Here is a 13,464-nt window from a genome sequence, read left to right as displayed (position 1 = left end):
GAGGCGCCAGATCGCGATGACGGTTCATTGCGATTTGGCGACGCGACAAAGCCTTCGCAGTGCGGCGACTTCGTAGCACAAGCGCGCTGCGCTGCCGAAAACAAAGAAAACCGGTTTCGTTGACTTAAGACCACTTCACCGTGAGTTATGTCTTGCGTGTTCCCTGACATTTCTCAGGTTGAATGGAGAGCGAAATGATCCGTCGTATCCTGCCGCTGGTCGCGGGATTGTTGTGGGCGAGCTCGGCCTTTGCGGCCGACTATTCGCTGCTGAACGTGTCGTACGATCCGACCCGCGAGCTCTATGTCGATTTCAACAAGGCGTTCGCCGCGGCCTATCAGAAGGAAACCGGCAAGAGCGTCGAGATCAAGCAGTCGCATGGCGGCTCGGGCTCGCAGGCGCGCTCGGTGATCGACGGATTGCAGGCCGATGTCGTCACGCTGGCGCTCGCCTATGACATCGATGCGATCGCGGGCAAGGGCCTGATCGCGGCCGACTGGCAGAAGCGGCTGCCGCTCAACGCCTCGCCCTACACCTCGACCATCGTGTTCCTGGTGCGCAAGGGCAATCCCAAGGGCATCAAGGATTGGGACGATTTGATTAAATCCGGCGTCAGCGTCATCACGCCGAACCCGAAGACCTCGGGCGGCGCGCGCTGGAATTATCTCGCCGCCTGGGGCTACGCGCAGAAGAAGTTCGGCTCGGCCGACAAGGCGAAGAAGTTCGTCGCCGATCTCTATCAGAACGTGCCGGTGCTCGACACCGGCGCGCGCGGCTCGACCGTGACCTTCGTCGAGCGCGGCGTCGGCGACGTGCTGCTCGCGTGGGAGAACGAGGCCTTTCTGGCGCTTCGCGAATTCGGCGCGGACAAGTTCGAGATCGTGGCCCCGGCGCAGTCGATCCTGGCCGAGCCGCCGGTCGCCGTGGTCGACAAGGTCGCCGACAAGAAGGGCACCCGCGCCGTCGCCGAGGCCTATCTGAAGTACTGGTACACCAAGGAAGGCCAGGAGATCGCCGCGCGCAACTCCTACCGGCCGCGCGATCCCGAGATCGCCAAGGAGTACGAAAAATCCTTCGCCAAGGTTGAACTTTTCACCATCGACGACGTTTTTGGTGGTTGGACCAAGGCCCAGAAGGAGCACTTCGCCGAGGGCGGCATCTTCGATCAGATCTACAAGAACTGATCGGATTATCAGGGGGATATGTGAGCACAGCGGTTGCACGGCGCAGTACCCTGCCGGGGTTCGGTCTCACCATGGGACTGACCCTGACATGGCTCTCCGTTATCATCCTGATTCCGCTGGCCGCGCTGTTCCTCAAGACGTTCGAGCTGAGCCTCGACCAGTTCTGGGGCATCATCACCAGCCGCCGCACCCTGAATGCCCTGAAGATTTCGTTTGGGCTTTCGTTTGCGGCCGCCTGCGTCAATCTGGTGATGGGCACCGTCATCGTCTGGGCGCTGGTGCGCTACCGTTTTCCGGGCCGGCGGCTGTTCGACGCCATCGTCGATATTCCGTTTGCCTTGCCGACGGCGGTGGCAGGCGTCGCGCTGACGCAGCTGTTCGCGCAGAAGGGCTGGCTCGGCGCGCCGCTCGCCGAGCTCGGCATCAAGGTCGCGTTCACGCCGATCGGCATCTTCATCGCGATGATCTTCATCGGCATTCCCTTCGTGGTGCGCACGGTGCAGCCGGTGCTGATCGATCTCGATCCCGAGATCGAGGAAGCGGCGGCGAGCCTGGGCGCCAATCGCTGGCACACGGTGTTTCGCGTGATCCTGCCGAGCCTGATCCCGGCGCTGCTCACCGGCTTCGCGCTGGCCTTCGCCCGCGCCATCGGTGAATACGGCTCGGTGATCTTCATCGCCGGCAATCTGCCCAATGTCTCCGAGATCGCGCCGCTGTTGATCGTGATCCGGCTGTCCGAATTCCGCTATGCCGATGCCACCGCGATCGCGGTCGTGATGCTGGTGGCCTCGTTCCTGATCATCTTCCTGATCAACCGGCTGCAACGCTGGGCGCAAGCCCGCATCCCCGTGCATTGAGGTCTTGCGATGTCGATGCAGACGGGATTGGTGACCTCGACCACGCAACTGCGGACCTACGCACCCGCGACCGATGTCAGCGTCGCGGCCCCGGCGCCGCGGCTCGAGATCGGTCGCGCGGAGCCGGGGACGGCGCAGCGCAATTTGCGCACTGAGCCCGGCCCGATCCGCTTCATCATCATCGCGCTCGCGATCGCCTTCCTCAGCATCTTCGTCGTGCTGCCGCTGGTCGTGGTGTTTGCGTCGGCCTTTTCGAAGGGGATCGGCGCCTATCTCGCGGCGCTGGCGGAGCCTGAGGCGCTCGCCGCCATCAAACTGACGCTCTTGATCGCCGCGATCTCGGTCACACTCAACCTCGTGTTCGGCGTGATCGCGGCCTGGGCGATCTCGAAGTTCGAATTCACCGGCAAGACCTTCCTGATCACGCTGATCGACCTGCCGTTCTCGGTCTCGCCGGTGATCTCGGGCCTGGTCTTCGTGCTGCTGTTCGGCGCGCAGGGCTATTTCGGGCCATGGCTGCAGGCCCACAATGTCCACATCCTGTTCGCGGTGCCCGGCATCGCGCTGGCGACGATCTTCGTCACTTTTCCCTTCGTGGCGCGCGCGCTGATCCCGCTGATGCAGGAGCAGGGCACCCAGGAAGAGGAGGCGGCGATCTCGCTCGGCGCCTCCGGCCTGCAGACCTTCTTCCGCGTCACGCTGCCCAACATCAAATGGGGCCTGCTGTACGGCGTCCTGCTCTGCAACGCGCGCGCGATGGGCGAGTTCGGCGCGGTGTCGGTCGTCTCCGGCCACATCCGCGGCGAGACCAACACGATGCCGCTGCTGGTCGAAATTCTCTACAACGAATACCAGTTCGTCGCCTCGTTCGCGATCGCATCGCTGCTCGCGATGCTGGCGCTGATCACCCTGGTGGCGAAAACCGTTCTCGAGCGGCGGCTCGACGAGGCAGAGGTGCCCGATGGCGATTGAAGTCAAGAATATCGTAAAGACGTTCGGCAGCTTTGCCGCGCTCGACAATGTCGACCTCAAGGTCGCCGACGGCGAGTTGCTGGCCCTGCTCGGTCCGTCCGGCTCCGGCAAGACGACGCTGCTGCGCATCATCGCGGGCCTGGACTGGCCCGACTCGGGCGAGGTCGCGATCGACGGCGAGAATGCGCTCTCTCGCGGCGCCAGCGAGCGCCAGGTCGGCTTCGTGTTCCAGCACTACGCGCTGTTCCGCCACATGACGGTGTTCGAGAACGTCGCCTTCGGCCTGCGCGTGCAGCCGCGCGCGATCCGCAAGGACGAAGCGACGATCCGCGCCCGCGTCAAGAACCTGCTCGACCTGGTGCAGCTCGATTGGCTGGCCAACCGCTATCCCAGCCAATTGTCCGGCGGCCAGCGCCAGCGCATCGCGCTGGCGCGCGCGCTCGCGATCGAGCCGCGGATCCTCTTGCTCGACGAGCCGTTCGGCGCGCTCGATGCCAAGGTGCGCAAGGAGCTCAGGCAATGGCTGCGCTCGCTGCACAACGAGATCCACGTCACCTCGATCTTCGTGACTCATGACCAGGAAGAAGCGCTCGAAGTCGCCAACCGCGTCGTGGTGATGGACAAGGGCAAGATCGAGCAGATCGGTTCGCCCGGCGAGGTCTATGACAATCCGGCGACCGCCTTCGTGCATGGCTTTATCGGCGAATCCATCGTGCTGCCGGTCGACGTGGCCGGCGATGCGGTACGGCTGGACGGCCGTCCCCTGAACATTCCGGCGTTGGGCGCGGCGTCGGGCGCGGCAAAACTGTTCGTCCGCCGCCACGACATGGCGGTCGGCCCGGCCGGAACCGGCGCCCTGGAAGGCGCCATCCGGCATGTCCGTTCGTTCGGTCCGATCCAGCGTGCCGAGGTGGCCCTGTCGGGGTGCGAGGGCAAGACCGTGATCGAGATCGACGCCCCCCGCGACCGCGAGCTCCAGGCCGGCGAAATCGTCTCGCTGCAGCCCCGCCGCTACCGGATCTTTGCCGCCCAGGAGTAGCGGCCACGCAAACCTCCCCTTGAAAAGGGAAGGTCCGCCTGGCTCGCCAGAGCCAAAGCGGGTGGGGATCTGGTCTCTCCACTTGCAGCGCAGCCTGTGACCGGACCCCCATCCCGACCTTCCCCCTTTCAGGGGGAAGGGAACGCGCTTGGATGCAGCGCGGCGAAATCCGGGACTTCGCTCCGCGGATAGGCTGCCCCGGATTGCGCTCCGCTGCATCGGGGCTATCAGGCCAACAATCTCACCTGTCATTCCGGGGCGGTCCGCAGGATCGAGCCTGGAATCTCGGGATTCCGGGTTCGATGCTACCGCATCGCCCCGGAATGACGGCGTTTTGTGTGGCCAAAAGTTAGCCCCTGTTCACCATTCAGCCACGGTTGGTATGCAACAACGGCGGGCCAATCTTTGGGGGTTTTCTTACAGTGAAACGGACGACGGTCGCCCTGTTCGGGCTTCTGCTGCTTGCCGGCTGCGGCACGGACACCAAAATCCCGGAAGAACCGACCATGTATCTCAACATGGCCCAACCCGGCGCTGTCCTGGATAGCCAGGCGGCCGCGATCATGTTTTCGCAGTATCGCCAGAACAACGGCCTTGGCACCGTCGTGGTGGATCCGGACCTGACCAAGCTCGCCGAGCAGCAATCGCAGGCGATGGCCGCCCGCAACAAGATGGACCACGACGTGAAGGCCCCGCTCGGCAAGCGGCTGCAGGCCGGGGGCTATCCTGCGACGGTGGCGGTCGAGAACATCTCGGCCGGCTATCACACGCTTGCCGAAGCCTTCTCGGGATGGCGCGATTCACCGCCGCACAAGGCCAATATGCTGAAGAGCGGTGTCACAAAAATGGGCATCGCGGCGGTCTATGCTCCCAACACCAAGTACAAGGTGTTCTGGACGCTCATTTTGGCGGCAACCTGATTTCGATAAATTCCGCGTGATCCAGAGCATGATCCGGAAAAGTGTGAGGCGGTTTTCCGAGAAGATCATGCTCAAACAATAGCGCCCTTCATCTCGTTGATTGACGCCGCGGTAAACAGCCGCCACGGTGCGCCCCAAGTCATTTCCTGACCCAACGGTTACGAATGGATACTTCGGATTCCGCGCCGGCCTTGACGCCGGCGCAAGCGCAGCGCGTGCTGGTTCTTCAGGGCGGCGGCGCGCTCGGCTCCTATCAGGCCGGCGCCTTTCAGGCGCTCTGTCACGCAGGCTTCGAGCCGGAATGGATCGCCGGCATCTCGATCGGCGCCATCAATGCCGCGATCATCGCCGGCAACGAGCCGGCCAAGCGCGTGCCGCGGCTGAAGGAATTCTGGGAGATGGTGTCGGCGCCGGTGCCGTGGAATCCGGTCTCCAATCATGACCGCGCCCGCTCGCTGTTCAACGAGACCTCTGCCGCCATCATCGCGACCTTCGGCGTGCCCGGCTTCTTCACGCCGCGGATTCCGCCGGCGCCGCTGTGGCCGCCCGGCAGCTCGCAATCGCTGAGCTATTACGACACCGGGCCCCTGAAAAAGACGCTGGAGCGCCTGGTTGATTTCGACCGCATCAACGATCTCAAGACGCGCCTGTCGGTCGGCGCGGTCAGCGTCACCTCGGGCAATTTCCGCTACTTCGACAATTACGAGTTCAGGAAGGTCGGCAAGAAGATAGGCCCCGAACACATCATGGCCTCGGGCGCGCTGCCGCCGGGCTTTCCGTCCGTCGTCATCGAGGGCGAGCATTACTGGGACGGCGGCATTGCCTCCAACACCCCGCTCGACTTCGTGCTCGACGAGGAGATCAACCGCGATCTGCTGATCTTCCAGGTCGATCTGTTCAGCGCGCGCGGGCCGTTGCCGGAGACGTTGCTGGAGGCCGCCGAGCGCGAGAAGGATATCCGCTATTCCAGCCGGACGCGGATGAACACCGACAAGAACAGGCAGATCCACAACGCCCGCATGGCGGTGCGCGACCTGATCGGCAAGCTGCCCGATTACCTGAAGAACGATCCGTCGGTCGAACTGCTGCGCAAGGCGTCCAAGGAGAACACCGTCACGGTGGTTCACCTGATCTACAAGAGCAAGAACTACGAGAGCTCCTCGAAGGACTACGACTTCTCCCACGTTGCGATGGTCGAGCACTGGGGCGCGGGCGTCCGCGACGTGCATTTGTCGATGCGTCACAAAGAATGGCTAGAACGGCCGCAGTCCGGGGAGACCATGGTGACTTACGACCTCACGGGGGATGAACCCACGCCCCCCGCAAGCAAATAGGAGCGACCGATAATGGGTACGTTGACAGGCAAGACCGCCGTTGTAACCGGCTCGACCAGCGGCATCGGATTGGCTTATGCGCGCGCCTTCGCCGGTGCTGGCGCCAATATCGTTCTCAACGGCATGGGCGTTCCGGCCGATATCGAGAAGGAGCGTTCGGGCATCGAGACCGACTTCAAGGTCAAGGCCGTGCACTCGCCGGCCGACATGACCAAGCCGACCGAGATCGCCGACATGATTGCGCTCGGCGAGAAGACCTTCGGTTCGGTCGATATCCTCGTCAACAATGCCGGCATCCAGTTTGTTGCGCCGATCGAGGAATTCCCGCCGGAGAAGTGGGAAGCGATCATCGCGATCAATCTGTCGTCCGCGTTCTACGGCATCCGCGCCGCGGTGCCCGGCATGAAGAAGCGCGGCTGGGGCCGCATCATCAACACCGCCTCGGCGCACTCGCTGGTCGCTTCGCCGTTCAAGTCGGCCTATGTCTCGGCCAAGCACGGCATCGCCGGCCTCACCAAGACGGTGGCGCTGGAGCTTGCGCAGCACAAGATCACCTGCAACTGCATCAGCCCGGGCTATGTCTGGACCCCGCTGGTCGAGCACCAGATCCCGGAGACCATGAAGGCGCGCAACGTGACCAAGGAGCAGGTCATCAAGGACGTGCTGCTCGCCGCGCAGCCGACCAAGGAGTTCGTGACCTCGGAGCAGGTGGCGGCGCTCGCGCTGTTCCTGTGCAGCGACGACGCCGCGCAGATCACCGGCTCCAACTACTCGATCGACGGCGGCTGGACCGCGGAGTAATTTTCCGGCGGGATTTGGCGGCCTAAGGAACAAGCCGGCCCTGATTGGATCAGGGCCGGCTTTTGCTTTGGGGCTGCAAGCCAGGGCGGACGACATCGCCGGCCGTGCGCGTGTTGGCGTCTGCCTCGAGACGAAATGGACCGACCTTGCAGATCGTCGCCATCGCCTGGAGCCATCGCTTTTGGCGAAATTTTGCAACTTTTTCCGATCGGATTCAGGACGATTTGGCCCGCCGTGGGATGATGGCATGGGCATTCCTGGCGAGGAGCAAATCGGATGGAGCAGCGGCAGGCTAATAACGAGGTGATGGGCGAACCGCATTCCGAGCTTCGGCCCAGCTCGCAGCTACAGCTCAAGGGGGAGGTGGTCCTCGCCGGGAGCGCCGGTTACGACGAGGCGCGCAAGGTCTGGAACGGCGCCGTCGACAGGCGGCCGGCCATGATCGCCTACTGCGTGGATACCCAGGATGTGGTCGAGGCGGTGACGTTCGCGAGGTCCCGCACGTTCCCGGTGGCCGTTCGCAGCGGAGGCCACAATGTCGCCGGCCTCTCAGTCTGTGACGGCGGCATGGTCATCGACCTGTCGCGGATGAAACGCATCGATGTCGATCCGGTCAGCCGCACCGCGCGCGCGGAGGCCGGCCTCGATCTCGGCGAATTCGATCGTGCCACGCAGGCGCACGGCCTGGCGACCACCATGGGGGTCAACAGCGACACCGGCATCGCCGGGCTCACGCTTGGCGGCGGCTTCGGCAAGCTCGGGCGAAAATACGGGTTGACCTGCGACAACCTGATTGCCGCCGAAGTGGTGACAGCCGAGGGACAGGTTTTAAGGGCCAGCGCGGCCGAACACCCCGATCTGCTCTGGGGCTTGAAAGGAGGCGGCGGCAATTTCGGCATCGCGACTGCGTTCGAATACCAGTTGCATCCGATCAGCACGTCGTTGCCCGTGGCGTCGACGCTTTATCCTTACGATCAGGCGCGCGAGGCCATGCAGTTCTACGACGAATTCGCCCGCAACGCTGCCGATGAGGTCAACGTCGACGCGGCCCTTGTGACGCTGCCGTCGGGCGAGCGGTTTTTCAATATCTCCGGTTGTTACGTCGGCTCGCATCATGACGGTGAGCGCGCCCTTTCGCCGATCGTCAAGTTCGGCTCGCCCGTTGAGACGCGCCTCGCAACCGTTCCCTATCTCGAGATTCAGTCGGGCGGCGATGCCCTGTTTCCGCGGGGACGTCGCTATTACTGGAAGGCGCAGTTCCTGCGTGAGATCGGTGCCGGCGCGATCGACGCGCTGCTCGACGCTTATGCGAGAGCCCCCAACACCGCGTCCTTGCTGGTTCTCCAGCATGTCGGCGGCGCAATTGCACGGGTTCCGGTATCGAGCTCGCCTTACGCAAACCGCGATGCGGCATTCGACTGCTTTCCGGTTGCGATCTGGGACGATCCGGCCGGTGACGAGGCGAACATGCATTGGGCACGCGAGCTGTGGAGTGCCGTCAGGCCCTATTCGACCGGCGGCGTCTATGCCAACAACCTGGGGGATGAGGGCGAAGACCGGGTGCGCGACGCCTATGGTGAAAATTACGGACGCCTCGTCGCGCTCAAGAACAAATACGATCCGACGAATTTCTTCCGCCTGAACCAGAACATCAAGCCGACGACATAGTTCTGGGCATCGGAGAAAATCCAAATGCGAAGCCGCTGGACCATTCTTGCTGCTCTGTTCGTCGCTCGTGCCACCATCGCCTTTCAGTTTCAGAGCGTCGCGGCCATCGCACCGCAGCTCAGCCAGGGTCTCGGCGCGAGCCTGGCCGATATCGGCGTTCTGATCGGGCTCTACTTTGCGCCGGGCGCCTTGCTTGCCTTGCCTGGCGGCGCGATCGGCCGCCGCTACGGCGATAAGGTGGTGGTCCTTGCCGGTCTCCTGATGATGCTGGCAGGCGAACTGCAGATGACCACGTCAACGTCGTGGAGCGTGCAGATCGCGGGCCGACTGACTGCCGGCATCGGCGGCGTCCTCCTGAACGTTCTGATGACCAAGATGGTCGCGGACTGGTTTGTCGGCCGGGAAATCGCCACCGCGATGGCTATTTTCATCAACTCGTGGCCGGCCGGCATCGCAGTCGCTCTCATGCTGTTGCCGGCAATCGGAGCCACGCTCGGACTCCATGCCGTCAATCTTGCCGTCGCCGGGGTGATCCTGATCGGTCTCGGCCTCATCGCTCTGGTTTATCGCGCGCCGGATGCGGCCGTCGCGGTTGAAGGCGAGGGCAGCAGCCTGACCGCCGACACGATCTGCGCCGTGATTGCCGCCGGGCTGATCTGGTGTCTCTACAACATCGGTTTTGCGATGATCTTCAGTTTCGGTCCGTCGATGCTGGTCGAGCAGGGCTGGTCCGGCGCCGCAGCCGGATCAACCATCAGTATCGTGCTCTGGCTCGCCGCCCTTTCGGTGCCGTTGGGCGGCTTCCTCGCCGATCGGACCAAGCGCGGCGAGGTCATCCTGGTCACGGGCTGCATCGCCTTCGCGCTCCTGACACTGCTCCTGTCGCGCAGCGGCACGGTGCTTCCCGTCGTCATTGCTCTTGGAATCCTCTGCGGCCTGCCTGCCGGTCCGATCATGAGCCTGCCTGCGCGCGTGCTCGAGCAGAAGACGCGGCCGATCGGAATGGGAATATTCTACACCGTCTTTTACGCCGGCATGCTGGCTGGACCTGCGATCGGAGGAAAGCTCTCCACCGCGGTCGGCTCCGCGAGCGCGGCGCTCGACTTCGGCGCCGCCGTGCTCCTGGCTTGCCCGGCCGTTCTGGGGTTCTTCCGCCGCATGGTTGCCGGCCACCATTGGGAGCGGGCGGACATCAGGCGCGCCTGACGGGCGCAAGGCTGAACGCGGTCAGGCAGGTTCCTCGGTCCGGCGACAGTCATGCATCGCACTATGCCCCGTCCGGCGCAATCCTATGACGCCGGCCGCCGCTTGCCGAATGCCAGCACGTGCAGGCCGAGGCGCGAGCGCACGACATAGAACAAGAGGATCGTCTCGAAGGTCAGCGACAGCGAGGTCGAGGCCGCGGCGCCCATGCCGCCGTAGCGCGGGACGAGGGCGATGCAGAGCCCGACATTCATCAGGAACGACACCGCATAGGCGGTCGCGCAGATGCTCTGGTGGCCGAGCATGTTCAACAGCCGCTCCACCGGCCCGATTGCCGAGCGGACCACGAGGCCGATCGCGGCGACGAACATGATGCTGTAGCCGTCGACGAATTTCGGGCCGAACAGCCACAGCAGCGGCTTGCCGAACGCCAGCAGGGCAACGGTTGCGAACAGCGAGGGCCAGAACGTCCAGCTGATGGTGTGCGCGACATAGGCCGACAGCCGGTCCTTGTCGCCGAGCGCGTTGTATTCGGCGAAGCGGTGCGCCGTGGTCGCCGCCATCGCGTAGTGCACGAACGACACCAGCGCCAGCGTCTTCACCACGGCGAAATAGATGCCGACCTCCTCGGACGAGCGGAACTGCTGCAGCATCAGCACATCGGTGTAGCCGAGCAGCAGATAGAAGCTCTCGACCAGCATGATCGGCAGCGAGATCGCGAACCAGCCCTTGACGTCGTAGCTCTTCTCGCCCACCCCGAGATGGGCGGTGAGGCGGCGGTTGAGCACGACCATCTGGCCGATCGCCGCGATGTACACCGCGGCCGCGCTCGCGATCATCGCCGCGGTGGCGCCGAGATTGAGGCCAAGCGCCAGCGCGCCGGCGGTCAGCGCGATGATCAGCCCCTGCCGCACGATGAACTGCGGCATCAGGCCGAGCTGCATCCAGTCATGCGCGCGGGAGATGCCGTCCTGGGTGTTGGCGACGACGAAGGGCGGCAGCGTCAGGCAGCCGATATAGAGCGGCACCACCGCGTTGGGATCGATCCAGGGCGAGGCGAGGTGGATTACGCCGGCCAGCAGCAGCGCGACCACGCTGGACGTCGCAAGCACCACCCAGCGGCCGCCTGAGAGGAAGCCGCGCAGCGCCGCGAGGTCGCCGCGCGCGCGGTATTCCGGAATGATCTTCTGGGCGGAGGGCGCGATGCCGAAATCCATGGTGCTGCCGAGCAGCAGCACCCAGGTCCAGACATAGACATAGATGCCGTAATCCGAGCCGCTCATCCAGCGCGCCAGCAGGATCTGCGCGAGATAGGCGATGCCGGCGCTGATGACGCGGATGGCGAAGATCATGCCGGCGAGGCGCTTGGTGACTGACGCCTCCTTGGTGCCGCCGAGCGCGCGCGCGGCGAGGCTGCGCAGGCGTGCGGCCCGACCCGATGGCGCAGAGGTTGCGGATTGTGTCTCCATCACAGCCAAGGCGGAAAATTCCTAAAGCGCCGCGTGGCGGCAATGGCCTCCGATCTATCAACGAAACGTTAAGATTGGGTTGGGTGACGCACCCCTTCGGGGTCGTCCCGGGGCAGTGCGAAGCACTGAACCCGGGAGCTCGAGATTCCGGGTTCGATGCGCTGCATCGCCCCGGAATGACCTACGGCTCAATTCAAATTGATATTGAATTCGTAGCTTTTGTCGCCGCCGACCAGCGTCAGCTTCAGCGCGGCGCCGTCGGCCTTGGCGCCGGGCGGCAGGCCGTCGAGCTCGAAAGAAAAGCGCTTCACGCCCGGCGGCGCCTGCGCAACGAGCTTGGGCACCGGCAGCGCCCAGTCGGGCGTCGGCCCCTCGACGAACAGGCTGAGGTCCTTGCTCTCGGGCGCGGCGACATCGACCAGCACGTTGTTCTTGCCGTCGCGCTTGACGTCGCGGATCGAAAACGGGATCGGGTCGCCGATATTGGCGGGCTTCGGCACCGCGTTGAGTGCTTCCGACAGCGCGGCGTCCTCGGTCGATGCGACGCTCGCGAACGCCAGCTCGGCCTTCGCCTCCACCGGCACGCACAGCTTCTCGCACACCGCGTAGTTGATGTCGGCGCGCAGCACCAGCGGCTTGTCGGGATTCTTCGCCACGATGCGCAGCGGCAGCACCACCTGGTGCTTGTAGCCGAGCGAGGTGCCGCCGGCGCCGTCGTCGAATTGCCGCGGCGCCGGCCACATCACGGTGACCGCCTCGACGTTATCCGACCTGGAGAAATCGAACCGCGGCGGCACGCCGGAATCGCCGGGCGTCCGCCAATAGGTCTTCCAGCCGTCCTGCAACTGGAACGCAATGCCGCCAAGCAGCACCGCGCCGCTGCGCGATCCGGCGAGCAGCCGCACCGCCGAATGCGTGTCCTGTTGCCACGGCGAGGCGTCGTCGGCGCGGACCTCCGTTGCCATACATGCGACGGAAAACAGGGTGGCAACGCCAAATGCGGCACGCAAGGGAACTATGACGATCATGAGACGTCTTTACCTGTAACTTTCGGTGCAAACCATTGAATTGCTTGTGATGCATCGCCGCACGGCGGTCGATGGTTGATTGACAGAACCGCCACCCGATATCAGGATGCCAAATCAGCAGGAAAGGCCTTTGCGGATGCGCCCTGAAGGCAAAACAGGCAAGACTCGCAAGACCACCGCCGGCAGAAACCCGGCCGTCGGCGCCCATGCCGCCGAAGGTGGCTATCTCGACGGCCAGATGCTGATCGCGATGCCTGTCATGAACGACCCGCGCTTCGAACGCTCCGTGATCTACATGTGCGCGCATTCCTCCGAGGGCGCGATGGGTATCATCGTCAACCGTCCCGCCGGCAGCATCGATTTTCCCGGGCTGCTGGTGCAGCTCGACATCATCGAGAAGTCGGACCAGATCCAGCTGCCCGAGAATGCCGAGATGATGAAGGTGATGAAGGGCGGCCCGGTCGACACCGGCCGCGGCTTCGTGCTGCATTCCAGCGACTTCTACATTCAGGATGCGACACTCAACATCGACGACGGCATCTCGCTCACCGCGACCGTCGATATCCTGAAGGCGATCGCTAAGGGCGCCGGGCCGAAGCACGCGATCCTCGCGCTCGGCTATGCCGGCTGGGCGCCGGGCCAGCTCGAGAACGAGATCCAGCACAATGGCTGGCTGCATTGCGACGCCGATCCGGAATTGATCTTCGGTACCGACGTCGACGAGAAATACGCGCGCGCCTTGCGCAAGATCGGCATCGAGGCCGGCATGCTCTCGAACGACGCCGGCCACGCGTAGGCTGTCGCTGAGGTCGTCGACGATCCGTCCACATTCACGGTGTCGTCCCTGCGAAAGCAGGGGCCCATAACCACCGCATGCAATTGCGGCGCCGCGCTGGGGCCACAGCGTCGTGCAACAACAGCGCCCTGTGGTTATGGGTCCCGGGTCGCGCTTACGCTTGCCCGGGACGACAGCTGTGGGTTCGACTACG

General features: G+C 64.2%; 12 protein-coding genes. 10 read left to right on the top strand and 2 right to left on the bottom strand.

The genetic code is table 11. The annotated features are described in order from the left end of the window. The first annotated feature begins 194 nt into the window (after positions 1 to 194). From QA639_RS38265 to QA639_RS38225, 9 genes are all read left to right on the top strand, one after another. Positions 195 to 1,184, top strand: a complete 990-nt coding sequence (locus QA639_RS38265; RefSeq protein ID WP_028334725.1) for a sulfate ABC transporter substrate-binding protein — start codon at positions 195 to 197, stop codon at positions 1,182 to 1,184. A 71-nt stretch (positions 1,185 to 1,255) separates the two neighbouring features. Further along, on the top strand, positions 1,256 to 2,041 hold the full coding sequence (gene cysT, locus QA639_RS38260) for a sulfate ABC transporter permease subunit CysT (RefSeq protein ID WP_038377548.1): 786 nt from the start codon (positions 1,256 to 1,258) through the stop codon (positions 2,039 to 2,041). Positions 2,042 to 2,050: 9 nt separating this feature from the next. Continuing rightward, complete coding sequence (cysW, locus tag QA639_RS38255) at positions 2,051 to 3,013, top strand: sulfate ABC transporter permease subunit CysW (RefSeq protein ID WP_198400214.1); 963 nt, start codon at positions 2,051 to 2,053, stop codon at positions 3,011 to 3,013. Then, positions 3,003 to 4,052 carry a sulfate/molybdate ABC transporter ATP-binding protein gene (locus QA639_RS38250; RefSeq protein WP_283088696.1) on the top strand — a complete coding sequence of 350 codons (1,050 nt, stop codon included), beginning with the start codon at positions 3,003 to 3,005 and terminating at the stop codon, positions 4,050 to 4,052. The genes cysW and QA639_RS38250 overlap by 11 nt, the downstream gene beginning before the upstream one ends. 422 nt (positions 4,053 to 4,474) lie before the next feature. After that, positions 4,475 to 4,972 carry a CAP domain-containing protein gene (locus QA639_RS38245; protein ID WP_028334729.1) on the top strand — a complete coding sequence of 166 codons (498 nt, stop codon included), beginning with the start codon at positions 4,475 to 4,477 and terminating at the stop codon, positions 4,970 to 4,972. A gap of 164 nt (positions 4,973 to 5,136) precedes the next feature. Continuing rightward, entirely contained in the window at positions 5,137 to 6,306 is a 1,170-nt protein-coding gene (locus tag QA639_RS38240) for a DUF3734 domain-containing protein (protein ID WP_283088695.1), read from the top strand. Positions 6,307 to 6,318: 12 nt separating this feature from the next. After that, the gene (locus QA639_RS38235) at positions 6,319 to 7,107 is read left to right on the top strand and encodes a 3-hydroxybutyrate dehydrogenase (protein WP_283088694.1); all 789 of its coding nucleotides are present in this window, start codon (positions 6,319 to 6,321) and stop codon (positions 7,105 to 7,107) included. A 276-nt stretch (positions 7,108 to 7,383) separates the two neighbouring features. Further along, positions 7,384 to 8,775 (top strand): FAD-binding oxidoreductase, encoded by a 1,392-nt coding sequence (locus QA639_RS38230; protein ID WP_283088693.1) that lies wholly within the window; start codon positions 7,384 to 7,386, stop codon positions 8,773 to 8,775. Between the two features lie 24 nt (positions 8,776 to 8,799). Beyond that, entirely contained in the window at positions 8,800 to 9,981 is a 1,182-nt protein-coding gene (locus tag QA639_RS38225; RefSeq protein ID WP_283088692.1) for an MFS transporter, read from the top strand. A gap of 83 nt (positions 9,982 to 10,064) precedes the next feature. Here the strand turns inward: QA639_RS38225 and QA639_RS38220 are convergent, their stop codons facing one another. Both QA639_RS38220 and QA639_RS38215 read right to left on the bottom strand, forming a co-directional pair. Further along, on the bottom strand, positions 10,065 to 11,456 hold the full coding sequence (locus tag QA639_RS38220; protein WP_028334734.1) for an oligosaccharide flippase family protein: 1,392 nt from the start codon (positions 11,454 to 11,456) through the stop codon (positions 10,065 to 10,067). Between the two features lie 179 nt (positions 11,457 to 11,635). Further along, complete coding sequence (locus tag QA639_RS38215) at positions 11,636 to 12,475, bottom strand: protein-disulfide reductase DsbD domain-containing protein (RefSeq protein ID WP_028334735.1); 840 nt, start codon at positions 12,473 to 12,475, stop codon at positions 11,636 to 11,638. Positions 12,476 to 12,611: 136 nt separating this feature from the next. Here QA639_RS38215 and QA639_RS38210 point away from each other — a divergent pair, with 136 nt between their 5' ends. Beyond that, positions 12,612 to 13,271, top strand: coding sequence for a YqgE/AlgH family protein (locus QA639_RS38210; protein ID WP_028334736.1), 660 nt, complete (start codon positions 12,612 to 12,614; stop codon positions 13,269 to 13,271). Positions 13,272 to 13,464: the final 193 nt, after the last annotated feature.

The organism is Bradyrhizobium pachyrhizi (assembly GCF_029714545.1).
In the GTDB taxonomy this organism is placed as follows: Bacteria; Pseudomonadota; Alphaproteobacteria; order Rhizobiales; family Xanthobacteraceae; genus Bradyrhizobium; species Bradyrhizobium pachyrhizi.
This window is presented reverse-complemented; position numbering and strand designations above follow the sequence as displayed.